A 24,416-nucleotide genomic window follows, 5' to 3' on the forward strand; every position below is an offset into this window, starting at 1 on the left:
GCGCTCATTCTTGCTCGAATGCGGCAATCTCGTCGAGGACGCGCTGGCTGCGGCGGATGCTGTCGCCGCCATCACCGACGCAGGGCGCGCCGTCGGCGTTGACCTGGGTTGGCTTGTTCCGCCGAAGCCACAGCCAGGCCCAGGTGCCCAGCCAGCCGACCGTACCGAGCGCCAGACTGATCCAGATCCACGGTGGCGTCTGTGTCTGCGCGGTGGCGGGATTCAAGCCGGCGACCGCGATGACCACCAGCACCCACAGGATCCACCACGGCGCGCCGCACAGGTTGGCGTTGAGTACGTAGACCTTGAGCAGGCGCGCCAGTTGTTTCTGGATGCGCAGCACCGGCGCGGCGTAGTCGATGGTGCCGGCCAGGCCCAGGGTGATGCCGGCCATCACCACATGCAGCAGGCCGAACGCGTGCACCAGCACGCCGCTGATCAACAGGCCAACGCTGTGCAGGTTGTTCGTCCAGCAACTCACGCCCAGCACGATCAAACCGACGCCCAGCAGCATCTGCAGCAGTTGGCCCCAGATCAGCGGACGCAGTCCACCGCGGGCGCGTTCGAGTTTGCGTTCACGCAGCAGCGCCAGCTGGATGTCGTTCTGCTGGCTCAGGCGCCGATCCAGGCTATGCCAGGCGGATTTGAGTTCATCGAGTTCCATGGGGTGATCCTCGCGGGTCAGAGTTCGTTGCGGATGCGTTGCTTGAGGCGGCTGATCTTGGTCGCCACGTTGGTCTCGCTGATGCCCAGGATTTCGCTGATCTCGCGATAGCCGCGGTCTTCCAGGTACAGCAGCAACAAGGCGCGATCGAGTGCGGGTTGTGCGTGGATGAAGCGGTGCAGGGCGTGTACCTGTTGTTCGGCCAGCGGGTCGCGCGCCTGCGGATCGGCGACTTCGACGGCGCTGTCATCCAGCGGCACGGTGGCCGGCGTGCGCTGGCTGCGCAGATGCGAGATCGCCACGTTCAATGCGATCCGGTACATCCAGGTGGAGAACGGGCGGCTGGCGTCGTAGCGCGGATAGGCCTGCCATAGGTGGGCGGCGATTTCCTGCGCCAGATCGGCGCGATCCTCGGGCAGGCGGCAGTAACTGCCGGCCACCTTGAAGACGATGCCGCGATGGAGCTGCAGGAGTTCCGCGAATACTGCCCGTTGTTCGCCTGCCATGGTTGTACTCAGGTCCATTGCCGATTCCGTCGCCCGCATTGTGCGTGTTGGGAGTTCGGGGAGTGATTCGCGCAGGGTGGCCGGATAATCACAGCCGGGGCAAAAAAAGTTGCCATGGGCGGTCCAGATCGAACGTCTGGACGGGTCCGCCGGGCCCCTGTTCAGCTTTTTCGGGACAGGAGGGGGGCCGGAAGCGCACAATATGCCGCTTGCGTGCGCACTCCGCGACGCCCGGAGTCCTCCATGTCCCCCCCGTCCGACCCCACAACCGCTCCTGAAGCGACCCCGTTGTTTGCCGATCTCGGCCTCTCCGCGCCTGTCATGGCGGCCGTTTCCGAGATTGGCTACGAAACGCCGTCGCCGATCCAGGCCGCCACCATCCCGGCCATGCTGGGCAAGCGCGACGTGCTGGGCCAGGCCCAGACGGGCACCGGCAAGACCGCCGCTTTCGCGTTGCCGCTGCTGTCCAATCTGGATCTGCGCGCCGACAAGCCGCAGGCGCTGGTGCTGACGCCCACGCGTGAGCTGGCCATCCAGGTGGCCGAGGCGTTCCAGAAGTACGCCAGCAAGATTCCCGGTTTCCACGTGTTGCCGATCTACGGTGGCCAGAGCTACTACCCGCAGCTGCAGGCGCTCAAGCGCGGCGTGCACGTGGTGGTGGGCACGCCCGGCCGCGTCATCGATCACCTCGAGCGCGGCTCGCTGGATCTGTCCGGCCTGACCACGCTGGTGCTGGATGAAGCCGATGAAATGCTGCGCATGGGCTTCATCGACGACGTCGAAACCGTATTGAAGAAGACCCCGGAATCGCGCCAGGTGGCGCTGTTCTCGGCGACCATGCCGCCGGCCATCCGCCGCATCGCGCAGACCTACCTCAAGGATCCGGTCGAGGTCACCATCGCGGCCAAGACCACCACCTCGGCCAACATCCGCCAGCGTTACTGGTTTGTCAGCGGGCTGCACAAGCTCGATGCGCTCACCCGCATCCTGGAAGCCGAACCGTTCGACGCGATGATCATTTTCGCGCGCACCAAGGCCGCCACCGAAGAACTGGCCGGCAAGCTGCAGGCGCGCGGCCTGGCCGCTGCCGCCATCAACGGCGACATGCAGCAGGCGCAGCGCGAAAAGACCATCCAGCAATTGAAGGACGGCAAGCTCGACATTCTCGTGGCCACCGACGTGGCCGCACGCGGCCTGGACGTGGAGCGCATCAGCCACGTGCTGAACTTCGACATCCCGTACGACACCGAAAGCTACGTGCACCGCATCGGCCGCACCGGTCGTGCCGGCCGCACCGGCGACGCAATCCTGTTCGTCACCCCGCGCGAGAAGGGCATGCTGCGCCAGATCGAGCGCGCCACCCGCCAGCCGATCCAGGAAATGCAATTGCCGAGCATCGAGGCAGTCAACGATCGTCGCGTGGAGAAGTTCCTCGGCCGCATCACCGATACGCTGGCCGCCAGCCAGGGCGGCGAGTTCCGCAGCCTGATCGAAACCTACGAGCGCGAAAACAATGTGCCGGCGATTGAAATCGCCGCCGCGCTGGCGCGCCTGCTGCAGGGTGATACGCCGCTGCTGCTGTCGGCCGAACGACGCAGCCCCCGTGACCACGGTGCGCAGGCCAGCGGCCCGTATGGCAACGCGAATGATCGTCCGCGTCGCGAGTACGACCCGGATCGCCGGCCGTCGTCGCCGCGCCCGGAGCGCGCCCCGCGCCGCGAATTTGAACCCCGTCAGGATCGCGATGCGGTTGTAGGAGGGGCTTCAGCCCCGACCGAGCGTCGCCCGCGTGAGGATCGGGTCGGGACTGGAGTCCCTCCTACAGGTCACACCACGGGCCACACGGCAGGGTTCGCCGAACACGCCCCGCGCCGCAGCTTCGACAAGCCGCCGCGCGAGAAGGCTGAAGTGGGCATGGAAACGTTCCGCATCGAAGTGGGCCACACGCACGGCGTGAAGCCGGCCAACATCGTCGGCGCCATCGCCAACGAAGCGGGTCTGGAAAGCCGCTACATCGGTCGTATCGACATCCGCGACGATCACTCCCTGCTGGACCTGCCCGAAGGCATGCCTTCGGACATGCTGGTGCACCTGAAGAAAGTATGGGTGTCGGGCCAGCAGCTGCGCATCCATCGCATTGGCGAAGATGCCGGTGAAGCGCCGCCGCGCAAGTTCAAGCCCGGTGGCGGCAAGCTTTCCGCAGGCGGCAAGCCAGATGGCTTCAAGCCCGGCGGGTTCAAGGCCGGTGGTTTCAAGTCCGGGCCGCGCGGTGCCGGTGATGAACGCGGTCCCGGCAAGCCGCATCGCAAGGGCAAGCCCGCGCCGCGCAGCTGAGCGGCGCTGACCCGCCATTGCATTCCTAGGCGGCGGGGCGTCCCGCCATCCATCCGGCCTGCATCTCATGCGTGCGGGCCGTATGCGTGGGCGCGCCCATGCGCAGCCACACCTGTTCCAGCAGACCTTCCATGCGATGCCAGTTGAGACGGGCAAAGCGATCGAAGCGCTCGTCGTACTTGCGCTCCAGGGTCTGCTTCAGTTCGTCCAGCGGCACCTGGTGGTACTGCAGGTAGCTGTCGTAGGCGAACACCAGGCTGGGTTCGTACTGGCTGAAGTCGGTGCCTGGCTCGTAGAAGTCGTGGCCGGACAGCGTTTCGCGCCAGTCTTCGAGTTCGGCCGAGAGATCGACCACTTCGCATTTGGCCGACTCCACCTGGCGCACGGGGTACCGATGGATACTTCCCATCATGTCTTTGCTCCTGCTCTGACGAAGCCCCATCTTCGCCGTCGTCGCCGTCGCGAATGTAAACATCACATCGAGAAAGCATTAAGACGTGAACCAGTTCGCGGCTTTGAGCACCTCCTCGGCCAGCCAGCGTTCACTTCGCCATCATCGCCTTCGTCATCCACTGCACGTGGCACTCGCGCAAGGAGACACCATGGCACGCCCGATCTGGACCGGCACGTTGTCGTTTGGATTGTTGAACGTCCCGGTCTCGCTGATGTCCGGCGAACGCAAGGTCGATCTGCATTTCCGCATGCTCGACTCGCGGGATCGCAAGCCGATCCGTTTCGAACGGGTCAACGCCGACACCGGCGAGGAAGTGCCGTGGAAGGACATCATCAAGGCCTACGAGTACGACAAGGGCAACTACGTGGTGGTGGAGCAGGAAGACATCCGCGCCGCCGCACCGGAGAGCCACGAGACGGTGGAGGTGGAGACTTTTGTCGATCGCGAGAGCATCGATGTGCGCTTCTTCGAGAAACCCTACGTGCTGGTGCCCGGCAAGAAGGCCGAAAAAGGCTACGTGCTGCTGCGCCGCACCCTGGAGAACACCGGCAAGGTCGGCATTGCGCGGGTGGTCATCCGCACCCGTGAGTACCTGTCCGCGGTGATCCCCAACGGCGACGCGCTGTTGTTGATCCTGCTGCGCTATCCGCAGGAACTGGTGGACCCGGAAGACTACAAGCTGCCCAGCGGCTCGGCATCGACCTACCGGATAACCAGCAAGGAAGAGCAGATGGCGGCGCAGCTGGTGGAGTCGATGGCCGGCGAGTGGAAGCCTGACGATTACCACGACGAATTCCGCGCCCGCCTGCAGGCGATCATCCGCAAGCGCATCAAATCCAAGGGCGCCACCGCCAAGGTCGAGGACACCGAACGCGAGGAAGAAGAGACCACCACCAACGTGGTCGACTTCATGGCGCTGCTGCAGAAGAGCCTGGCGGACAAGAAGCGCACGCCGGCGGCGAAGAAGGCCGCGAAGAAGACCAGCAAGAAGGCGGCAAAAAAGTCAGCGACCAAAGCCACCAAGAAGGCGACGCCACGCAAGGCAGCCGCCAAGAAAGCCGCTCCCCGCCGCCGCAGTGCATAGCCCGCCACGCAGTTCGGCCCTGGAGTCAGGGCCGAACCGCGCGGCAGTTGACGATCATTCCTTGTCGGTAGACGCCTGCAACGCCGCTGCCAATCCGGCATCGCCATTGACCAGTTCCACCCACCGCAGCTCGACGCCGCGGCGGCGTCCCTTCTCGGTGAGCTTCAAGCCAGTGGGGTCGATCACCAAGGTATAGGTGGTGTCATTGACCGACAGTTCGCGGCGCAAGGGTTTGTCCAGTGGGGTCATATCGCTACATCCCGTTGACGGAGACCCGACCATAGTGGAACCGGCGTGATGACCCGGTTGACTGATGAGCCTGACGGAGTACGAACGAAAACGTCACTTCCAGCGAACGCGCGAGCCGGCGCCGGGCAAGCCGCGGGGGCGCGCTGCGCGGCCGATCTTCGTCGTTCAGCTGCATCACGCCAGTCATCGCCATTATGACTTCCGCCTTCAGGTAGGCGACGCGCTGAAAAGCTGGGCCGTGCCCAAAGGGCCAAGCTTTGATCCGTCGGTCAAGCGCTTGGCGGCCGAGGTGGAGGATCATCCGCTGGACTACGCCGGCTTCGAGGGAGAGATTCCCGAAGGCGAATACGGCGGCGGCCACGTCGCGCTGTTTGATCGCGGGCTGTGGTCCACCCGTGATGATCCGGTGGCGCAGTTGGCCAAGGGGCATCTGCGCTTCGAACTGTTCGGCGACAAGCTCAAGGGCGGCTGGCACCTGGTCCGCACCCAGCGCGGCGGGCGCAAGCCGCAGTGGCTGTTGTTCAAGGAAGAAGATGCCTACGCGGACAACAAGGAGGCCGACGACATGATCGACGATCTTCCCGCGCCGACCTCCGGCGCCAGTGCGCGGCGAGCCACGAAAGCCGCAAGCAAGTCGGTGAGCAAGACAGCGAGCAAGACAGCGAGCAAGACAGCGAGCAAGACCTCGGCCCGGAAGTCGCCAGGCAAGACCTCAGCCAGCAAGACCACGCGTGCGCGCAGGCGCGACTGGAGCGCCATCGCCGGTCGGGTGCAAGGGGCCAAGCGGGCCACGTTGTCCGACGCGGCCTTCGCACCACAACTGGCGACGTTGGGACAGACACCTCCCACAGGCGAAGACTGGCTGCACGAAGCCAAGTGGGACGGCTACCGCTTGCTCACGGTGCTGCGCAACGGGCGCGCCCGCATCTGGTCGCGCAATGCGCTGGAGTGGACCGCCAAGGTGCCGGAGATCGCGGGCGCGCTGGAAGCGATGGCCGCGGCACGTGGCATCGACCACGCGGCACTGGATGGCGAGCTGATTGCCGGAGGCGGCACCCAGGCGGACTTCGGCGTGTTGCAGGCCACGCTTTCCGGCGAGAAGAACGCGCCGCTGTCCTACATGCTGTTCGATCTGGTACACCTGCAGGATCACGAACTGCGCAAGGTGGCGCAACGGGATCGCAAGCAGTTGCTGGAACAGGTGCTGGCTGGCGTCGCACCACCGCTGGGTTACAGTTCGCACGTGCAGGGCCATGGCGAGGAAGCCTTTGCCGCCGCCGGCAAGCGCGAACTGGAAGGCATCATTTCCAAGCGCGCCGATGCCCCGTATCGCGCCGGCCGCAGTGATGACTGGCGCAAGACCAAGCGCCTGGAAAGCGACGAGTTCGCGGTGGTCGGCATGACCGCGCCGCGCGGCAGCCGCAGCGGGTTTGGTTCCCTGCTGCTGGCGCGTCCGGATGGCCAGGGTGGGTGGAACTACGCCGGCCGGGTCGGCACCGGCTTCAGCCAGAAATTGATCGAAGAACTGAGCCAGTCGCTCGGCAGGAAGCGTGGCGCTACGCCCACCGCGCATCTGCCGGACGAACTTGACGTGGATTTGAGAACCGCACAATGGTTTGCACCGCAGGCGGTGGTGGAAGTCTTCTATCGCGGCATCGGCAACCAGGGCCTGCTGCGTCAGCCTTCGCTGAAAGGCGTGCGGCCGGACAAGCGCGCCAAGGATCTGCTGTCGTCGGATCGCGATCCACCCACACGGGGAAAGAACATGGCCAGTCGCAAGGCATCGAAGTCGCCGGCCGCTGACAAGAAGTCGACCAAAGTGGCCAGCAAGACAACCGGCAATGGCGCATCCGCAACCAAATCATCGTCCAGGACCAAAACGCGCGCCGACGCCACCATCGAAATCAGCAACCCCGGCCGCGTGGTCTATCCCGACATCGGCAAGACCAAGCAGGACGTGGCGAACTACTACGATCAGGTGATGGACTGGCTGCTGCCGGAAATCATCGGCCGGCCGCTGTCGATCATCCGTTGCCCGCAGGGCAGCACGCGGCCCTGCTTTTTCCAGAAGCATCTGGTGGCCGGCATGAAGCACGTGGACAGCGTGCCGCTGAAAGAAGAGAGCGGCCAGGTGGAGGACTATCTGGTCGTACGCGATGCGCTGGCGGTGCGCGAACTGGTGCAGTTCAACGTGCTGGAATTCCATCCCTGGGGTGCACAGGCGCGCAAGCCCGACAGCGCCGATCGCGTGGTGTTCGATCTGGACCCCGCGCCGGACGTGCCGTGGAGCGATGTGGTCGCCGCGGCCCGGCAGATGCGCGGACTGCTGGAGCAGGCGGGATTCGTCTCGTATGTGCGCACCACCGGCGGCAAGGGCCTGCACGTGGTGATGCCGTTGAAGCCGGCCTGTGACTGGGACCTGGTGAAACCCTTTGCCCATGCCTTCGCCGAATCAATGGCGCAGATGGAACCGTTGAAGTACCTGGCCACCGCGAGCAAGAAACTGCGCAAGGGGCGCATCTTCATCGACTACCTGCGCAATGGACGCGGGGCGACCAGCGTGGCGTCCTTCTCGTTGCGCGCACGACCGGGAGCGCCGGTGGCAATGCCCTTGAAGTGGGAGGAGTTGTGGCGGGTCAAGCGCGGTGATGCCTTCACGATCGAATCGGCGGTGGCGCGGATCCGCAAGTGGAAGGCGCATCCATGGGACGGCATCGACGCGGTTCGCCAGAACCTCAAGAAGCTTCGCCGATGAGGACTCACCGCGCCCTGACATTCGTGCTAGCGCTAACTCTCAAGCATTCACGTTTTCCTCGCATTGCCGAGTCCGCTGGCGGGCTTCCCCAACTACGCCACCAGGAGTAATAAGAGCGCATTCACGGGCGTTGCATGGCCCGCGCGTTTTCCAGTTTGCATTCGTCTTGGTTCGAAGCATCGCAACCCGATGCGTTAGGCCTGTTCCCCGCAGTCCCTGTCGATCCCCGGAGGCGTCATGAAACCGCACAGCGTGCAGTCATTCCCCGTTCGTTCCTTACCCACGCGCCCAGGCCGATCCTGGCAGCTTCGCGTGAGCATGCTGTTGGCATTGCCGCTGCTGGCCTGGTCGGCGGATGCGTGGAGTCAACAGGCTTGTGATGGCCCGATACCCGGTGGTGTCGCCTCCGGCACGTTGGCTTTTGCCTGTGGCAACAACGCACAGGCGTCAGGCAACGGCGCCAACGCCATCGGATCGCAGGCGGTGGCGCAGGGGCAGGGCGCCAGTGCGGTGGGTGGCTGGTTCGACGCCAACAACAATGGCGTGCTCGATCCCGGCGAGACCGTCAACGCGGTGGGCATCGGCGCGACCGCAGTGGGGGCAGGCGCCAACGCAGGCCAGAATCGCGCCACCGCGCTGGGCGCCGGCAGTGTGGCCACTGCCGACAGCGCCACGGCGCTGGGTACGCAAGCCAGTGCGCAAGCGATCAACAGCGTGGCGTTGGGCAACAACGCCACGGTCAGCGCGATCGCCAACAACGGCATCGCCATCGGCAATGGCAGCAACAGCAACGGCGATGCCGCTGCGGCGCTGGGCAACAATGCCGCCGCCACCGGCGTGGGTGCGATGTCGTTCGGCGGCGGATCGATCGCCAACGGCGAGGGCGCCACGGCGTTCGGCCTGAATGCCAACGCCAGCGGTTTCTCCTCCGTGGCCATCGGCGCGCAGAGCACGGTTTCGGCAGACGCTGGCACGGCCGTGGGGAATTTCGCGCAAGCCACCGGCATTGGCGCGTCTGCGTTGGGCTACGATGCGCGCGCCACCACGCTCGGAAGTACCGCCATCGGTGGCGGTGCGCGCGGACAAGGCGAAAGCAGCACCGCCCTCGGTGCGCTGGCCGAAGCCTTGAACACCAACACCATCGCCATCGGCTTCCAGTCCACCGCCGCCGGCACCAACAGCATCGTGATGGGCACCAATGCCGAAGTGACGGCCGCCGGCGTCAACGGCATCGCCATCGGCAATGGCAGTCGCGCCGACAACCAGGACGCCACCTCGGTCGGCACCGGCGCCGACGCCAATGGCCAGAACAGCGTGGCAGTCGGCACCAATGCGCAGGCGCTGGGTCCGAACGCGAGTGCGATTGGCGACACCGCAGTCGCGCAGGGCAGCAACTCGGTCGCGCTGGGCAGTTCGGCGCGCGCCACCGGCAATGTCAGTACCGCACTGGGCCAGAACACGGTCGCCTCCGGTACCCGCAGCGTGGCGCTCGGCCAATCGGCCGATGCCACCGCCACTGATTCGCTGGCGGTGGGCAACAATGCGCAGGCCACGGCCACCGATGCGGTTTCGCTGGGACGCGCGGCCAACGCGGCGCAGGCGTCGAGCATGGCGCTGGGCACCACCGCGTCCGCCACGGCGGTGAACTCGGTCGCGTTGGGCGCGGGCTCGCTCGCGGATCGCGCCAACAGCGTGTCGGTGGGTACCGCCGCCTCGCAGCGGCAGATCATCAACCTCGCCGCCGGCGTGCAGGGCACCGACGCGGTCAACGTGTCCCAGCTCAATCCGCTTGCGCTGGCGCTGGGAGGCGGGTCCAGTTATGCAGGTGGCATCTTCACCGCGCCGACGTACGTGATCCAGGGCGCCAGCTACACCAATGTCGGTGCGGCGTTTGCTGCGGTGGATACGCAACTGAGTGTGTTGGGCCAGCGCATCGACGACATCGCGCTCACGCCGGGCCCGCAAGGGCCGGCCGGACCGCAGGGCCCTGCAGGTCCGACGGGTCCGACGGGTCCGCAGGGCCAGGCCGGCGATGATGGCGCGCAGGGACCGCAGGGACCCCAAGGTCCGCAAGGACCGCAAGGTCCCGGGGGCCCGGGTGGCGGCACCGATGAGCTGGCGGTGGGTTACGACAATGACCAGCGTCGCCAGATCACCCTGCAAGGGGATGGCGGCTCGCGCATCGGCAACGTCGCCGATGGCGTGCAGGCCGGCGATGCGGTCAACCGTGGACAATTGGACGCGGCGCGCACCGCCGCCACCAGCAGCGCGCAGCAGTACACCGATGCCCGCGAAACCGAAATCCGCAATGACGTCGCCGCCGGTGATGCGGCCACGCTGACCTCGGCCAACGCCTACACCGATGCGCGCTTCCAGCAGGCCGTGGCCGCACCGATGGCGGCCATCGACGACCTGCGTTCCAACATGGAATGGCGCTTCGAAAAGACCGATCAACGCATCGAACGCCAGGGCGCCATGAACGCCGCCATGCTGACCATGGCCACCAGCACGGCCGGCGTACGCACGCAGAACCGCGTGGGCGTGGGCGTGGGCATGCAGGGCAGCGAACAGGCGTTGTCGGTGGGCTACCAGCGGGCGATCTCCGATCGCGCCACGGTGACCTTCGGCGGTGCGTTCAGCGGTTCGGAAAGCTCGGCCGGCGTCGGTGTGGGCTTTGGTTGGTAGTAGGCTGTGCTGGTACCTGCCCACGAGGAATCCACGATGCGCCCCCACGCGTTGACGTTGTGCCTGTTGTCCATCGCCTTGTTGCCCGCCTGCCAGCGCGCCACCGCGCCCGCGACCGAAACGGCAGCCGCCCCCGCCAGCCCCACCGCGGCCGCTGCGCCTACCGAGCCGAGCATTCCCGAGCAGCAGGGCGAGGCGACCACGTACCTGTACCAGTGCCAGGAACTGGCGGTCACCGCCACCTTCCATGGCGAGGGCGATGCGGACCTGAGCTTCAACGGCCGCGTGCTGAAGTTGCCGCATGTGGTGGCGGCGTCCGGCGCACGCTATGCCGATGCCGACGGCAACGAGTTCTGGAGCAAGGGCCAGGCCGAGGCCCTGCTCACGCTGGCAGGCGAAGCGCCGCGATCCTGCGCCGGTCCGGGCGCCAATCCGGCCTGAGCCCGCGGCGCGCCACGGCTGCGCTAAAGTTCAGCCCGGGCACGCCGATACAGCGTCGACATGTCGAGTCCGTCGGCCGGGGAGCCGACGGCACAGGGAAGTCGTTCCATCCAGGCATCGTAGGGGTGCGATGTGGGCAAGCAGCGGACCAGTGCGGGTTCCGACGGCGCCACCGACAGCGGTGGTCAGCGCCTGCCCGGGCGCGTGGCCGCGATCATCCTGTTCTCCGCGCTGGGCGCCATGCTCACCGCGACCGTGCTGGAAGTGCAGGCCGGCGCCACCGCCTACATCGTCGGCGAGAGCCATTGGTCCAAGGCGCAGCAGATCGCCGTGTCCAGCCTCTACCGCTATGTCAGCCACGGCGACCAGGCCGATCTGGACAGTGCGCGCGAGGCGCTCAAGGTGCCCCTGGGTGATCGCAAGGCGCGGCTGGCGCTGGATCGCCAGCCCATCGATTACCCGGCGGCCGAGCAGGGCTTCTTGCAGGGCGGCAACGCGCCGGCCGACATCGGCCGGATGATCCGCATGTACCGCCTGTTTGCACACGCGCCGTTCTTCCGCGATTCCGTGCAGCGCTGGCGCCAGTCCGATGCCGGCATCCTGTCGCTGGTGGCGCTGGCCGATCATCTGGAGCAGCGCTCTCGGGCCGGCGCGCTGGATGATTTCGACGTCGGCCATTACCAGCGCCTGCTGCTGGAAACCGATGAGCGCCTGCGTGCGTCGGAGCTGGCGTTCTCGCAGTCGCTGGTGGACGGTTCGCGCTTCCTGCGCATGTCGCTGATGATCCTCAGTGTGATCGCCTTCTTCGCCCTGGCCTGGTATTCGCTGGCGGTGATGCGGCGCACGCTGTTGCATATCCGTCGCACCGAATCCGAATTCCGCGCCGCCTTCCACCAGGCCGCGGTGGGCATGCTCAAGCTCGATGGCGAAGGCCGCTTCACCCAGGCCAATGAAGCGCTGGCGCAAATCCTGGCCTGGCCCTTGACCGAGCTGCGCCGGCAGCGGCTGGGCGACATCCTGCATGCCGAGGATCTGCATTTCGATGTCCACGGTCGAATCGACTGGAAGCGGATCATCGAACCCGGCGAGCGCCGGCTTCGACGCAGCGACGGCAGCAGCCGCTGGGTGCGCTGGAGTGCGTCGATCATCACCGGCCAGGATCCGGAAGGTTCGCGCGTCTTTGCCGTGGTGGAAGACGTGTCCGAGGCGCGCGAGCTGGCCAGCGAGATTGCCCACCAGGCAAGCCACGATGATCTGACCGGCCTGATCAACCGCCGCGAGATCGAACGCCGGCTCGGCCATGTCACCGCCAACGTACAGCGCGACCGTGCGCATCACTGCCTGTGCTTTGTCGATCTGGATCAGCTCAAGCTGGTCAATGACACCTGCGGCCACGCCGCCGGCGATCGCTTCCTGCGCCAGTTCGCCAATGGCCTGGGTTCGAGCCTGCGCAGCGAGGATTGGGTCGGCCGCTTGGGCGGCGACGAATTCGCCATCTTCCTGGCCGGCGCCGATCTCGAGGTGGCCGAAAAGGTCGCCCAGCGCATCCACACGCGCCTGGCCCAGTCGGCCTTCCACTGGAACGATCGCAAGTTCGGCCTGGGCTGCAGCATCGGCATCGTCGAGATCAACGCCGACACCACCGATGCCGACTGGCTGCTGCGCGCCGCCGACACCGCCTGCTACCTGGCCAAGGAAGAAGGCCGCAACCGCATCCGCTGCTACCGCGAAACCGACGAGGCCTTTGCCCGTCGCCAGACCGAGCTGGACTGGGTGGCGCATATCCAGTTGGCCATCGCCGAGGATCGCCTGCTGCTGTACGCGCAGCGGATCAAGCCGCTGCGTGGTGAGCCGCGCCTGCAATACGAAGTGCTGGTGCGCATGGTCGACCACGAAGGGCGGATCTACTCGCCGGGCTACTTCCTGCCGCCGCTGGAACGCTACGGCCAGGCGATGATTCTGGATCGCCATGTGCTGGCCAGCACGCTGGCCCAGCTCAGTCGCGACACCCGCCATCTGCTCTGCCTGGACCTGTGCCATATCAACGTGTCGGCGCAATCGATAGCGGATCCACAGTTCCGCCGTTTTGCCGCCGAGCAACTCGATGCGCATCCGGGCGTGGCCAACAAGATCTGCTTCGAGATCACCGAGACCGCGGTGATCGGCAACCTCGGCGATGCCTGCCTCTTCATCGAGGCGATGCGTGCACGCGGTTGCCGGATTGCGCTGGATGATTTCGGCAGCGGCCTGTCCTCCTTCGCCTACCTGAAGAGCCTGGACGTGGACATCCTGAAAATCGACGGCGCCTTCATCCGCGATCTGGGCCAGGACAATGTCGATCTGGCGCTGGTGCGTTCGATGAGCCAGGTGGGACGCGCGCTGGGCAAGCGCACCATCGCCGAATGGGTCGAGAACGAGGCCGCCCTGGCCAAGCTGGACGAGGTGGGGATCGACTGCGTGCAGGGCTATGCCATCCATGCGCCGGCGCCGCTGTCCACGCTGATCCGGGAGTGGAAGACCCTGCACCTGGACGTGCACGCGCCGGCGCTGCTGGCCTCGCCCGGTCCCGCGGCCCTGTTGCCCGGCTGATCCGGCCAAAGCGGCGCGCGGATGCCGGATAATGGCGGCATGACGACCCGCCTCAACAAGCACATCGCCGAATCCGGCTTCTGTTCCCGCCGCGAGGCCGATCGCCTGATTGCCGAGAAGCGGGTCACCGTCAACGGCCAGCCCGCCGGCATGGGCGCGGTGGTGGGCGAGGACGACGAGGTCAAGGTCGACGGCCAGTCGCTGCGCGCGCGCACGGCCAAGGCGGGCAAGCGCAAGCACGTGTACATCGCGCTCAACAAGCCGGTGGGCGTGACCTGCACCACCGAGAGTTCGGTCAAGGGGAACATCGTCGACTTCGTCGGCCACGAGCAGCGCATCTTTCCGATCGGCCGGCTGGACAAGGATTCCGAAGGCCTGATCCTGTTGACCAGCAATGGCGACATCGTCAACCAGATCCTGCGTGCCGAGAACCGCCACGAGAAGGAATACCTGGTGGCGGTCAACAAGCAGGTCACCGATGAATTCCTGCGCGGCATGGCCCGCGGCGTGCGCATCCACGGGCAGATGACGCTGCCCTGCAAGACCGCGCGGCTGGCCAAGTTCGGCTTCCGCATCGTGCTGACCCAGGGCCTGAACCGGCAGATCCGCCTGATGTCGGCCGAGTTTGGCTATCGGGTGACCCAACTGCGCCGCGTGCGCATCGACAACCTCAAGCTGGGTGCGCTCAAGCCCGGTCAGTGGCGCAATCTGACCGACGCCGAACTGCGCGCCCTGTTGCCTGCACATACCGACTGGTAACTGCCATGGGAAAACCGCTTCCGCCCGCCAACGAAGAAGCCCGCCTGGCCGCGCTGCGCAGTTTCGACATCCTCGATTCCGCGCCGGAGCAGGGCTTCGATGATCTGGTGGTGATTGCGGCCGGCATCTGCGCGGTGCCGATGGCCTCGGTCAGCCTGATCGACCGCGACCGTCAATGGTTCAAGGCGCGGCTGGGGCTGGATGATGCGGAAACGATCCGCGACACCTCCTTCTGCGCGCATGCGATCCTGACCCCGCAGGCGATTACCGTGGTCAACGACGCCACCCAGGATGCGCGCTTCTCCGACAACCCGCTGGTGATGGACGAGCCGGGCATCCGCTTCTACGCCGGCGCGCCGCTGGTCAGCCAGGAAGGCTTCGCGCTGGGCACGCTGTGCGTGATCGACAAGCAGCCACGGCAATTGGAACACTTCCAGCTGCAGGCGCTCGAAGCACTGTCACGCCAGGTCACCCATCTGCTGGAAATGCGCCGGGTCAGCCGCGCGCTGAGCCTGCAACTGCGCGAACGCGAGTGGTACGAGCAACAGCTGCAGCACTACCAGCACGAGCTGGAACAACAGAATGCCGACCTGGCCGAGCAGACCCGCACCGATCCCCTGACCGGCCTGCCCAATCGCCGCGCGTTCTCGGTGGCGTTGGCCACGGCCATCGACAAGGCCATGGCCAGTGGCGATGGCTTTGCGGTGGCGGTGCTGGACGTGGATCACTTCAAGACCGTCAACGATGTGCATGGCCATGACGAAGGCGATCGCGTGCTGGCGGCCTTGTCGGATCTGCTCAAGGCACAGTTTGCCGGCCGTGGCATGGCCGCGCGCTATGGCGGCGAGGAGTTCGTGATCCTGATGCCGGGCACTTCGCTGGAAGAAGCGCGGCTGCTCTGCGAATACGTGCGCGAATCGGTGGGGCTGCTGTCGATGGGCCTGCCGATTTCGGTGAGCATCGGCCTGACCGGCTTCCGTCGCGGCGACGCGCCGGATGATCTGTTCAAGCGCGCCGATGCGGCGCTGTACGAGGCCAAGCGCAACGGTCGCGACCGGGTCAGCTGCGGCTGAGCGGCTGGCCGCGTCGGCGGCTTGGGGCGGGCGCTTGCGGGGCGGCTTGCGGAAGGGTGATCAATCCACCAGTTGCTTGGCTTCGGACGTTCCCAGCACTTCCGGATGCTGCACCGGTGCGCCGCGTTTGCGCCGCTCGAGCAGGGGATGCAGGAACACCGCGGCCAGGATGATCGCCACGCCGGCGTAGAACAGCGGCGTCAGTTCGCGCTGTTCGCCCAGCAGCGGAATCGCCAGCAGGATCGCGTAGACCGGCTCCAGGTTGGTCACCAGCTGCACGCCGTAGGCGCTCAGATGGCGCAGGGCGACCAGTGACAACGCGAACGGCAGCAGCGTGCACAGCAGCGACAGCGCCAGCAGGTAGGCGCCGTCGCTGAGGCTGGGCACGATCAGCAGCGGGCCGGCGAACACCGGGAAAATCAACGGCATCAGCGGCGCCAGTGCGGTCAGCAGCAGGGTGCCGGCACCCAGTTCCAGCGCGGTGACGGTCAACGGGTCGCCGTGTTCGACCAGCCGCTTGTTCAAAGATCCGAACAGGGCCACCAGCAACGCCGATATCGCGCCCACCAGCACGCCCAGGCGCATGTCGTCGGGGACGCCGCCGACCACCAGCGCCACGCCCGGCAACACCGCCACGCCAAAGGCGAGCTCACGCGCCGAGAACGGGCGACGCGCCAGCCACGGTTCGATGACCGCAGTAAACGCCGGCGCCAGCGCGATGCAGGTGGCGGCCACCGAGGCGTTGGCCAGCTTGATGGCGCCGTAGAACGTCAGCCAATGCAGCGACACCAGCGCGCCGATACCGGCATAGGCCCAGATCAGGCGTGCCGGCATTGCCCGCAGGCCACGCCACACGCTGGGCAGCACGGCCAGCGCCACCACCACCAGCAGCATGCGCCACCACACCAGCGGCAGTGCGGGCAGGGTGATCAGTTTGCCGAGGATGGCGGTGAAGCCCCACAGCAGGACACAGAAATGGATTTGCAGTTGCGCTTTGGCGTGGGCGGTCATCGGCATGGGCGCTATTGTGGCGCACCGCGCCGGTCGAGCGAGAGCGATGGGCGACACATTGTTGCGAAGGCGTCCGGCCGGTGATGGACGCTGCGGCCGACGCATGCCAATGTCGCGTCCTTGCACCCGACGACCCGGACCGCCGCGTGAGCACTGCCGCCGCCATCAGCCACCGCGACTTCACCCGTCATGACGCCAAGACCCTGGGTCTGGCCGCGCTCGGCGGCGCGCTGGAGTTCTACGACTTCGTGGTGTTCGTCTTCTTCACCAAGGTGCTGGGCGAGCTGTTCTTTCCTCCGGGCACCGCACCCTGGCTGGCGCAGCTGCAGGTGTACGGCATCTTCGCCGCCGGCTATCTGGCGCGGCCGTTGGGCGGCATCGTGATGGCGCACTTCGGCGACCGCGGTGGACGCAAGCGCATGTTCACCCTCAGCGTGCTGTTGATGGCGGTGCCCACGTTGCTGATTGGCCTGCTGCCCACCTACGCGCAGATTGGCGTGCTGGCGCCGCTGCTGTTGTTGCTGCTGCGGATCGTGCAGGGCATCGCGGTGGGGGGCGAAGTGCCGGGGGCGTGGGTGTTCGTGGCCGAGCATGTGCCCGCCAACCGCATTGGCTTTGCCTGCGCCAGCCTGACCGCCGGCCTCACCGCCGGCATCCTCATTGGCTCGTTGCTGGCCACCTGGATCAACACCGCCTTCAGCCCTGCCGAAGTCAGCGGTGGTCTGTGGCGGGTGCCGTTCCTGCTCGGTGGTGCGTTCGGCCTGTTCGCCGTGTTCCTGCGTCGCTGGTTGCAGGAAACGCCGGTGTTCATCGCCATGCAGGCGCGCCGCGAACTGGTGCAGGGCCTGCCGGTGCGCGACGTGCTGGCGGGCCATGGCGGTGCGGTGCTGCGCGGCATCCTGGCCTCGTGGTTGCTGACCGCGGCGATCGTGGTCGGCGTGCTGCTCACCCCCAACCTGGTGCAGGCGGCTTTCCAGTTGCCGGCGTCATTGGCCTTCCTCGGCGGCAGCATCGCCACCACGGCGTTGATCGTCGGCTGCCTGCTGTCGGGCTGGGCGGTGGACCGGCTGGGCGTGGCGGTGACGATCCTGGTGGGATCGTTGTTGCTGCTCGCCTGCATCTACCTGCTGTACTGGCCTTTGGCCCAGGGTGATCAGAGCGGCTTCCTCTGGCACTACGCACTGCTGGGTCTGAGCATCGGTGTTACCGGCGCGGTGCCGTCGCTGCTGATCCATGCCTTCCCGCCGGCGGTGCGGTTTTCGGGCGTGTCGTTCTCCTACAACGTGGCCTACGCGCTGTTCGGCGCGATGACGCCGCCGCTGGTGGCCTGGTTGGCGCAGCGCCTGGGGCCGTTGGCGCCCGCGCACTACGTGGCCTTTACCTGCGTGATGGGCGTGCTGCTGTCGAGCTGGATGCTGACCCGGCGCAGCGCGCCGGGCTGATCGCTCAGCGCTTGCCCAGCGCCGCCAGCAAGGCCATGGCCGCGGCCGGATTGCGCTCCTTGGCGCCATTGATGAAGTACACGTAGACCTCGCGTGGCGCTGCCTTCTTCAACGGCTCCAGCAGGTGCGGAAGTCCGGGCGGATCCTCACCATGTGCCCAGCGCCGGGCGATATCGGCCCAGCCGGCCAGCGCCTGGGCGGTGTAACCGGTGGCGCGGCTGGCCTGCGTGCGCATCAAACGCGCATAGACGAAATCCGTGCCGAGGTCGGCGAAGTTGGGATGTTCTGCGGCGTCGGTGAACACCGTGGCGACCTCATGCTGTCGCGCCAGCGCAATCAGATCCGCATTGGCGAAGGCGGCATCGCGCACATCCAGCACATGCCGCAGGTGGCGACCGCCGGCGCTGCGCGGCAGCAGTGCCAGGAACGCGGCGAAGTCTTCGCGCTGCAGGCGACCCTGGCCTTCGAACTGCCAGACCAGTGGCCCGAGCCGATCACCCAGTTCGGCGATGCCGCCGACAAAGTCCTCGACTTGTTTGCCGGTCTTGGCCAAGACCCGCGCCTGCACGATCCGCATCGGCGCCTTGGCCGAGAACACGAAGCCCGGCGGCGTCTGCTCGCGCCACTTGGCATACGTGGCCGGCTTCTGCGCGCCGTAGTAGGTGCCGTTGATTTCGATGGCGGTGAGCTGGCGACTGGCGTACTCCAGCTCCAGGCGTTGCACCAGCCCGGCCGGGTAGAAGTTGTCGCGCCAGGGCGCGTAAACCCAGCCGCCCACGCCGACATGGATCGCGCCTGCGCCGGTCGGCGGGCGCGAGCGTGCTGGGGTCATCGGGGCGCCGCCGGACAGCAGGGCCGGGCGAGCAAGTGAGAGGCAGCGGCTGGCATGGTCGGGTCGGCAGGGCTCATGCAGGAGGATCAGGCAAGGCAGCGTAGCGAAGGCAAGCGTGGATTGCCCAATATCAGGATAGTGCGTGCCGCCCTGCATCCTGTGAATTCACGCACATTCCTTTATCGTGGCGCCTATCCGGAATCGGCCGAATGCCGGCCGCTTGCCGTCCCCCCCAGAACCACCGGATCCCCCATGCGCCCGACAGGACGTTTCGCCCTGCTGGCCGTGCTTGCGCTGTGCAGCGCGCAAGCCCTTGCCCGCGATTACTGCAATGAGGCCACCGATCTTCCGCCCACGGTCAACTTCCGGGTCGACAACGATTTGTTCGGCAACCAGGACCAGGGTTACAGCAACGGCGTGATGTTGACGCTGGTCTCGCCCAACTTGATGGACTACACCAACGATCCCTGCCTGCCGCGACTGGCGCGCTGGTTCAATGGCTACCTCAATGCCTTGACCCCGGAAGGCTTCGACCAGCAGAACATGGTGGTGAGTTTCGGCCATGGCATCTTCACTCCGCAGGATCCCACCGCGACTGAAGTAATCCCGGATGACCGTCCCTATGCGGGCGTGCTGCTGGTCAGCCTGGGCTACAACGCGCGCAAGGGCGACAGCCTGCGCACCACCCAGCTGCAACTGGGCCTGGTCGGCGAGTCCGCACTCGGCAAGCAGATCCAGAGCGAAGTCCACAAGATGGTGGGCGGCGAGAAATTCATGGGCTGGGACAACCAGTTGCATGACGAGCCGGTGTTCCGCCTGGTGCATGAGCGCATGGAGCGCATTGAACCGCACGACCGGGGCGTCTGGAGTTGGGATGCCATCGGCCACTGGGGTGGCACGCTCGGCAACCTGACCACCTATGCCAACGGTGGCGCGGAAGTGCGGTTCGGCCGCTACCTGCCCAATGACTTCGGCAGCACGCCGCTGCGCCCGGCCGGCGAGAACACCGCGCCCACCGGCAGCCGCATTCCACCGCACGTGCTGGGTTTCCACATGTTCCTGACCACTGACGTGCGCTGGGTGTTGTACGACATCACCCTGGACGGCAACACCTTCCGCGACAGCCACAGCGTGGACAAGCGCCCGGTCGTGGCCGAGTACGGCTATGGCATGGCCTTCATGTACGGCCGCTGGAAATTCGCCCTGGCGCGCTACCACCGCAGCCGCGAATTCGATACGCAGCGTGAGCGGCCGGTGTTCGGCAGCTTCACGATTTCGCGGCAGTTCTAAACCCTTCCCCGCTTGCGGGGAGGGAGCAGAAGCAGACCCCTTCCCCCGCTTGCGGGGGAAGGTGGCGCGCAGCGCCGGATGAGGGCGCTCTCGGCGTGCTTACTGGATCGGCTCGTCCAGCATCAGCTCACGCACGAAGCGCACCGGCGGCGCGCCGTACGACAGCACCTGATCGTGGTAAGCCTTGGCGTTGAACTTGTCGCCCAGCTTGGCTTCCATCGCCTTGCGCAGATCGAAGTGCTCCTGCGCGCCGACGAAGTAGGTCGGCAACTGCGCCGAACTCAATTGCGCACGGGTCCACTTGCCGTCGGCTTCGCGTTCCTGCTGGAAGGTCTGGCGTACCATCAGGTCCATCGCCTGTTCCTTGCTCCAGCCATCCACGTGCACGCCTTGATCCAGGATCGCGTTGGCGATGGTGCGCAGGTAGAACTTCAACTGCACCAGGCGGAACAGCGGGTCGTTGTTCAAGTAGCCGGCGTCGGCCATCATCCGTTCGGTGTAGACCGCCCAGCCCTCGGCAAACAGGCCCGAGCGCAGCACCGCGCGCAGGGTCGACGGGAACTTGCCCGAGTGCCAGCCTTCCAGATAATGGCCCGGCGTGCCTTCGTGGATGCTCAGCAGATGGATCATGCGGCTGTTGTATTCGCGCAGGAACGAATCCACTTGCGCCTGCGACCACTCGGTGGGAATCGGCGAAATCGCGTAGAAGGTCTTCAGGTTCTTGTCCAGCGGACCGGGTGAATCGCAGTAAGCCACCGCCACGCCGCGCTGGAATTCCGGCATCTCGATGATGTCCACCGGCGCATCCGGCAGGGTCACCAGATCCTTGGCGCGGACAAAGTCGGTGGCCGACTTCAAGGCCGCTTCCGCATCGGCCACCACCGCATCGCGTGCGGGCCGCTCGGCATAGGCCAGTTCCAGCGCCGCTTCGATGGCGCGCTGCTGGGTGGCGTCATCCGGCTGATCGCCCAACGCCGGCGCACCGGGCCGATCCTTCAGCACCTGCTGGGCAATGCCGTACATCTCGCCGCGCACGCGCTTGAGTTCGTTCTCCGCACGCTGCTTGATGTCCGCGCGCGAGAGCGAGGACACCAGCGCAAACTTGAGCTTCTGGTCATACAACTGCGCGCCGATGCGGAAGTCGCCCTTGGCGTTGGGCACCAGGGTCTTGTCCAGCCATTGCTGGTGTTCGGCCACGGCTTTCTTCAGCGTGTCGGTGGCGGCGGCCAGGCGTTGTTGATCGGCTTCCGCCAACTCCTTGGCATGCGGGGTGATGAAGGCCTCGACGATGCTGAGGATGCCGGCGTTCTGCTTGGCCACGGTCTGCGCGTGGATCTGCGGCACACGCGCGGGATCCAGGTTGGCGCGCGCCTGCGCCAGCAGGCCGGGAATCTTCTCCATCCGCACGGTGGCCGACTTCAGGCGATCCGGCAGCGGCGCGAACTCGCGCGCCATCAGGTTGTACAGCGCACCGCCGGCCAGGCCGTTGTAGATCTGCGGATCGGTCGCCCACGATTGCAGGGTTTCGCTGGCCCACACGTCGTACTGAAGCTGGTTGCGCAGGATCGCCGCATCCACCTGGTTCTCGCGCGAGAGCTGGCTGACGTCGATGGCGTCCAGGTCGGCCAGGGTCTTGCGGGCAAAGTCGACACCCGCCTTGCGCCCGGTTTCGCTGAGATCATCGATCTCGCCGTCGTACCGGTGCTCGCCAATCTGGGTGGCGTTGACCGGCGAGAGCTGCAGCCAGCCAGCCAGCGCGCGCCGGGAGAATTCGCTGAACTTCGCATCCGCCGCTTCGGTGCTGTTGGCGGCGGCGCTGGCGCCGGCCGGCGTGGCGCTGGGCGCTTCCGTGCGCTGGCAGGCGGACAGGCTGGCGATCAAGGCAAGGGCAAGCAGGCTGGGGCGCATGGGATTCTCGCGGCAGTGCACAAAGGGATTGCCTACAGCATAGGCCGCGGACAGTGTCGCCGCATCTGCCATTCGATTACCCTTGGCCGATTGCCGCGCAGGAGAGCCGCCATGAAGTACGAAGGAAGCTGTCATTGCGGACGCATCGCGTTCGAAGTGGAAGGCGAGATCGCCGATGTGTTCGACTGCAACTGCTCGATCTGCCGGCGCAAGGCGATGATCATGTGGGCGGTGCCGCGCGCGGCCTTCCAGCTGACCACGTCGCCGGACGCCGTCTCCACCTACACCTTCAACACGCACAGCATCCAGCATTCGTTCTGCGCGCACTGCGGCGTGAGCGTGTTCGGCCAAGGCGAGCGTCCGCAACCGATGACCGCGGTCAACCTGCGTTGCGTGCCGTCGGTGGATCTGGCTGCACTGCAGGTCACCCATGTCGATGGCGCAAAATTCTGAGGACTCACTGCATGTGGCAACGAATCGCGTGTCTGGCCCTGTTGTCGTGTTCTTCGTTCGCCTACGCCGGCTGTCCTCCCGAGGGCACGGATCGCCCCTCGCTGGATCTGCTCAAGCAGCAGGAGTTTGCGCTGGCCGATGACGCCCAGCGCGCCACCCTGGCGCTGGCCCTGGTGGATTGCCTGGCCGATCCGGATCCGGCGCTGCGCGATGGCATCGCCTACGAGGCCCTGACTGCCTGGATGCGCGGCAAGCAGTTGTCGGAAGACACGCGCCGCACGCTGATGACGCGGCTGTACAAGATGTTGGATGCGGAAGATCCGGCGGGTTTCGCCCATCCGTTTGCCGCGCTGGTGCTGTCGGAAGTGGCGCGTACCGATCGCATCGAGCCGTGGATGAGCAAGAAGGAACGCAATGCCATGGTCGTGCGGGCGACCGACTACGAAACGTCGGTGCGCGATTACCGTGGTTTCGAGGCGGGCGCAGGCTGGCGCCATGGCGTGGCCCACGGCGCGGACTGGCTGCTGCAGCTGGCGTCCAACGAGCAGGTCGATCGCAAGCAGGTGGATCGCATCCTGGCCGCGCTGGCCAGCCAGATTGTTCCCGAGCAGGCGCACGCGTATGTGTTCGGCGAACCGGGTCGCCTGGCGCGGCCGGTGGTCTTCATCGCCAAGCGTGGTCTGTTGACCGAAGCGGAGTGGCAGGGCTGGTTCACCGGCCTGGCTTCCCGCCTGGGCAACCAGGAACTGGCCTACCAGGATCCCGCCTGGCTGGCGCGCCGGCATGATCTGATTGCTTTCCTCAGTGGCCTGTACCTGGAATCCGATCAATCCACCGACAGCCAGATCAACGGGCTGAAGCCGGCGATCGTGGCAGGCGTCAAATCCGTGCCGTAGCCGGCGGCGGCGGAATCTCCGTCTCCGCCGTCTGGCTGCGCAGCCAGTCGATGAAGGTCTGCACCACCGGCCGTGGCGGTCGGTGGCTCGGGTACACCGCGTAGTAGGCGAAGCGCGCGTTCAACGCGGGGCCCGGCAGGCGCAGCAGTTCGCCGCGTTGCAGATAAGGCTGCGCCACCACGCGCCGGGCCAACGCGGCGCCCACGCCATAGACCGCGGCCTGCATCGCATCGGTGCTGTCGCTGAAGCTGTGCATCTGCGGCAGCCGCAAGCCGCGCACGCCGGCCGCACGGAACCAGTCGCGCCAGCCTTGCAACGCCAGATCGGTGACCAGCGGCAGGCGGGCGATGTCGCGCGGCGCGGCGATCGCGGCCACGCCCGGTAATGCCGGCGAGGCCACCGGAAACAATTCGTCGTCCATCAGATGCTGCGCGGTCAGCCCCGGCCATTGTCCCGGCCCATGGCGGATGCCCAGATCCGGCCCGCCTTCCTCGAAGCGGGTCAGTGCGATGCCCGTATCCACCTGCAGGCGGATGTGCGGATGCAGGGCGGTGAAGCGCGCCAGCCGCGGCAGCAACCAGCAGTAGGTCAGCGAATGCAGGGTCGCCACGCGCAGCACCGACACGCCATCGGCATGGCGCAGATTGGCGGCCACACCTTCGATGTCGCTGAGTGCGCTGGTCGCCGCATCCGCCAGTTGCCGGCCTTCCAGAGTCAGCTTGACCCCGCGCGCATGGCGCTGGAACAGCACCACGCCCAGCAGCGATTCCAGCTTGCGGATATGGTGGCTCACCGCGCTCGCAGTCAGATGCAGCTCTTCGGCCGCATGGGCGAAGTTCTGGTGGCGGGCGGCGGCGGCAAACACGCCCAGGGCGGGCAACAGGGCAGGGCGCAGGTTCATGGCCAGACTTGAACGAAATTTGTGGCTCCCTCGCATTCTATGCGCTTGTGGCTTTCCGGCGTCCAGGGACAATGGCCGCAGACACAAAAC

Annotated in this window: 19 protein-coding genes and 2 pseudogenes; 13 read left to right on the forward strand and 8 right to left on the reverse strand. The window is 66.4% G+C overall.

Annotated elements, in window-relative coordinates:
• Positions 1-4 precede the first annotated feature (4 nt).
• Positions 5-664 carry a hypothetical protein gene (locus tag B5X78_RS14130; protein ID WP_079725148.1) on the reverse strand — a complete coding sequence of 220 codons (660 nt, stop codon included), beginning with the start codon at positions 662-664 and terminating at the stop codon, positions 5-7.
• A gap of 17 nt (positions 665-681) precedes the next feature.
• The gene (locus tag B5X78_RS14135) at positions 682-1,170 is read right to left on the reverse strand and encodes an RNA polymerase sigma factor (protein WP_229730776.1); all 489 of its coding nucleotides are present in this window, start codon (positions 1,168-1,170) and stop codon (positions 682-684) included.
• Between the two features lie 243 nt (positions 1,171-1,413).
• On the opposite strand from B5X78_RS14135, the gene B5X78_RS14140 reads away from it, so the two are divergent.
• On the forward strand, positions 1,414-3,504 hold the full coding sequence (locus tag B5X78_RS14140; protein WP_079725150.1) for a DEAD/DEAH box helicase: 2,091 nt from the start codon (positions 1,414-1,416) through the stop codon (positions 3,502-3,504).
• 25 nt (positions 3,505-3,529) lie between these two features.
• Here B5X78_RS14140 and B5X78_RS14145 read toward each other — a convergent pair whose 3' ends face one another.
• Entirely contained in the window at positions 3,530-3,916 is a 387-nt protein-coding gene (locus B5X78_RS14145; RefSeq protein ID WP_139381572.1) for a hypothetical protein, read from the reverse strand.
• 190 nt (positions 3,917-4,106) lie between these two features.
• On the opposite strand from B5X78_RS14145, the gene ku reads away from it, so the two are divergent.
• Positions 4,107-5,042, forward strand: a complete 936-nt coding sequence (gene ku / locus B5X78_RS14150; protein ID WP_079725152.1) for a non-homologous end joining protein Ku — start codon at positions 4,107-4,109, stop codon at positions 5,040-5,042.
• A 54-nt stretch (positions 5,043-5,096) separates the two neighbouring features.
• Here the strand turns inward: ku and B5X78_RS14155 are convergent, their stop codons facing one another.
• Positions 5,097-5,291 (reverse strand): hypothetical protein, encoded by a 195-nt coding sequence (locus tag B5X78_RS14155; protein WP_079725153.1) that lies wholly within the window; start codon positions 5,289-5,291, stop codon positions 5,097-5,099.
• A gap of 64 nt (positions 5,292-5,355) precedes the next feature.
• On the opposite strand from B5X78_RS14155, the gene ligD reads away from it, so the two are divergent.
• From ligD to B5X78_RS14185, 7 genes and pseudogenes are all read left to right on the forward strand, one after another.
• The gene (ligD, locus tag B5X78_RS14160; protein ID WP_079725154.1) at positions 5,356-8,046 is read left to right on the forward strand and encodes a DNA ligase D; all 2,691 of its coding nucleotides are present in this window, start codon (positions 5,356-5,358) and stop codon (positions 8,044-8,046) included.
• Between the two features lie 318 nt (positions 8,047-8,364).
• Positions 8,365-10,323 (forward strand): annotated as a pseudogene (locus B5X78_RS14165) (YadA family autotransporter adhesin); the annotation flags it as partial.
• Positions 10,324-10,494: 171 nt separating this feature from the next.
• Positions 10,495-10,731 (forward strand): annotated as a pseudogene (locus tag B5X78_RS18920) (YadA-like family protein); the annotation flags it as partial.
• 36 nt (positions 10,732-10,767) lie between these two features.
• The gene (locus B5X78_RS14170; RefSeq protein WP_079725156.1) at positions 10,768-11,172 is read left to right on the forward strand and encodes an MliC family protein; all 405 of its coding nucleotides are present in this window, start codon (positions 10,768-10,770) and stop codon (positions 11,170-11,172) included.
• A gap of 132 nt (positions 11,173-11,304) precedes the next feature.
• Positions 11,305-13,761 (forward strand): putative bifunctional diguanylate cyclase/phosphodiesterase, encoded by a 2,457-nt coding sequence (locus tag B5X78_RS14175; RefSeq protein WP_079725157.1) that lies wholly within the window; start codon positions 11,305-11,307, stop codon positions 13,759-13,761.
• A 39-nt stretch (positions 13,762-13,800) separates the two neighbouring features.
• Positions 13,801-14,520 (forward strand): pseudouridine synthase, encoded by a 720-nt coding sequence (locus B5X78_RS14180; RefSeq protein WP_079726203.1) that lies wholly within the window; start codon positions 13,801-13,803, stop codon positions 14,518-14,520.
• Between the two features lie 5 nt (positions 14,521-14,525).
• Positions 14,526-15,593 (forward strand): sensor domain-containing diguanylate cyclase, encoded by a 1,068-nt coding sequence (locus tag B5X78_RS14185; RefSeq protein ID WP_079725158.1) that lies wholly within the window; start codon positions 14,526-14,528, stop codon positions 15,591-15,593.
• Positions 15,594-15,653: 60 nt separating this feature from the next.
• Here the strand turns inward: B5X78_RS14185 and B5X78_RS14190 are convergent, their stop codons facing one another.
• On the reverse strand, positions 15,654-16,610 hold the full coding sequence (locus B5X78_RS14190) for a DMT family transporter (RefSeq protein WP_079725159.1): 957 nt from the start codon (positions 16,608-16,610) through the stop codon (positions 15,654-15,656).
• Positions 16,611-16,750: 140 nt separating this feature from the next.
• On the opposite strand from B5X78_RS14190, the gene B5X78_RS14195 reads away from it, so the two are divergent.
• The gene (locus B5X78_RS14195; RefSeq protein WP_229730737.1) at positions 16,751-18,046 is read left to right on the forward strand and encodes an MFS transporter; all 1,296 of its coding nucleotides are present in this window, start codon (positions 16,751-16,753) and stop codon (positions 18,044-18,046) included.
• Between the two features lie 4 nt (positions 18,047-18,050).
• Here B5X78_RS14195 and B5X78_RS14200 read toward each other — a convergent pair whose 3' ends face one another.
• Entirely contained in the window at positions 18,051-18,878 is an 828-nt protein-coding gene (locus B5X78_RS14200; protein WP_079725161.1) for a DUF72 domain-containing protein, read from the reverse strand.
• 252 nt (positions 18,879-19,130) lie between these two features.
• Here B5X78_RS14200 and B5X78_RS14205 point away from each other — a divergent pair, with 252 nt between their 5' ends.
• On the forward strand, positions 19,131-20,168 hold the full coding sequence (locus B5X78_RS14205) for a lipid A deacylase LpxR family protein (RefSeq protein ID WP_079725162.1): 1,038 nt from the start codon (positions 19,131-19,133) through the stop codon (positions 20,166-20,168).
• 99 nt (positions 20,169-20,267) lie between these two features.
• Here the strand turns inward: B5X78_RS14205 and B5X78_RS14210 are convergent, their stop codons facing one another.
• Entirely contained in the window at positions 20,268-22,076 is a 1,809-nt protein-coding gene (locus B5X78_RS14210; protein ID WP_079725163.1) for a DUF885 domain-containing protein, read from the reverse strand.
• 111 nt (positions 22,077-22,187) lie between these two features.
• Between B5X78_RS14210 and B5X78_RS14215 the strand changes: the two genes are divergently transcribed.
• Together B5X78_RS14215 and B5X78_RS14220 are read left to right on the forward strand one after the other, a co-directional pair.
• Positions 22,188-22,529, forward strand: a complete 342-nt coding sequence (locus tag B5X78_RS14215) for a GFA family protein (RefSeq protein ID WP_079725164.1) — start codon at positions 22,188-22,190, stop codon at positions 22,527-22,529.
• A gap of 11 nt (positions 22,530-22,540) precedes the next feature.
• The gene (locus B5X78_RS14220) at positions 22,541-23,425 is read left to right on the forward strand and encodes a DUF2785 domain-containing protein (RefSeq protein WP_079725165.1); all 885 of its coding nucleotides are present in this window, start codon (positions 22,541-22,543) and stop codon (positions 23,423-23,425) included.
• Here B5X78_RS14220 and B5X78_RS14225 read toward each other — a convergent pair.
• Positions 23,409-24,326: a LysR substrate-binding domain-containing protein gene (locus B5X78_RS14225; protein ID WP_079725166.1), complete on the reverse strand. Its 918-nt coding sequence runs from the start codon at positions 24,324-24,326 to the stop codon at positions 23,409-23,411. The two genes, B5X78_RS14220 and B5X78_RS14225, sit on opposite strands and share 17 nt — an antisense overlap.
• Positions 24,327-24,416: the final 90 nt, after the last annotated feature.

The organism is Pseudoxanthomonas indica, assembly GCF_900167565.1.
Taxonomy (GTDB): Bacteria; Pseudomonadota; Gammaproteobacteria; order Xanthomonadales; family Xanthomonadaceae; genus Pseudoxanthomonas_A; species Pseudoxanthomonas_A indica.

Excerpts from the sequence above, each read along its gene's own strand:
- B5X78_RS14170 (WP_079725156.1), top strand. The coding sequence starts at position 10,768 with ATGCGCCCCCACGCGTTGACGTTGTGCCTGTTGTCCATCGCCTTGTTG.
- B5X78_RS14220 (WP_079725165.1), top strand. The coding sequence starts at position 22,541 with ATGTGGCAACGAATCGCGTGTCTGGCCCTGTTGTCGTGTTCTTCGTTC.
- B5X78_RS14215 (WP_079725164.1), top strand. The coding sequence starts at position 22,188 with ATGAAGTACGAAGGAAGCTGTCATTGCGGACGCATCGCGTTCGAAGTG.
- B5X78_RS14190 (WP_079725159.1), bottom strand. The coding sequence starts at position 16,610 with ATGCCGATGACCGCCCACGCCAAAGCGCAACTGCAAATCCATTTCTGT.
- B5X78_RS14155 (WP_079725153.1), bottom strand. The coding sequence starts at position 5,291 with ATGACCCCACTGGACAAACCCTTGCGCCGCGAACTGTCGGTCAATGAC.
- B5X78_RS14145 (WP_139381572.1), bottom strand. The coding sequence starts at position 3,916 with ATGATGGGAAGTATCCATCGGTACCCCGTGCGCCAGGTGGAGTCGGCC.
- ligD (WP_079725154.1), top strand. The coding sequence starts at position 5,356 with ATGAGCCTGACGGAGTACGAACGAAAACGTCACTTCCAGCGAACGCGC.
- B5X78_RS14140 (WP_079725150.1), top strand. The coding sequence starts at position 1,414 with ATGTCCCCCCCGTCCGACCCCACAACCGCTCCTGAAGCGACCCCGTTG.
- B5X78_RS14210 (WP_079725163.1), bottom strand. The coding sequence starts at position 22,076 with ATGCGCCCCAGCCTGCTTGCCCTTGCCTTGATCGCCAGCCTGTCCGCC.
- B5X78_RS14200 (WP_079725161.1), bottom strand. The coding sequence starts at position 18,878 with ATGACCCCAGCACGCTCGCGCCCGCCGACCGGCGCAGGCGCGATCCAT.
- B5X78_RS14225 (WP_079725166.1), bottom strand. The coding sequence starts at position 24,326 with ATGAACCTGCGCCCTGCCCTGTTGCCCGCCCTGGGCGTGTTTGCCGCC.
- B5X78_RS14180 (WP_079726203.1), top strand. The coding sequence starts at position 13,801 with ATGACGACCCGCCTCAACAAGCACATCGCCGAATCCGGCTTCTGTTCC.
- B5X78_RS14205 (WP_079725162.1), top strand. The coding sequence starts at position 19,131 with ATGCGCCCGACAGGACGTTTCGCCCTGCTGGCCGTGCTTGCGCTGTGC.
- B5X78_RS14130 (WP_079725148.1), bottom strand. The coding sequence starts at position 664 with ATGGAACTCGATGAACTCAAATCCGCCTGGCATAGCCTGGATCGGCGC.
- B5X78_RS14185 (WP_079725158.1), top strand. The coding sequence starts at position 14,526 with ATGGGAAAACCGCTTCCGCCCGCCAACGAAGAAGCCCGCCTGGCCGCG.
- B5X78_RS14135 (WP_229730776.1), bottom strand. The coding sequence starts at position 1,170 with ATGGCAGGCGAACAACGGGCAGTATTCGCGGAACTCCTGCAGCTCCAT.
- ku (WP_079725152.1), top strand. The coding sequence starts at position 4,107 with ATGGCACGCCCGATCTGGACCGGCACGTTGTCGTTTGGATTGTTGAAC.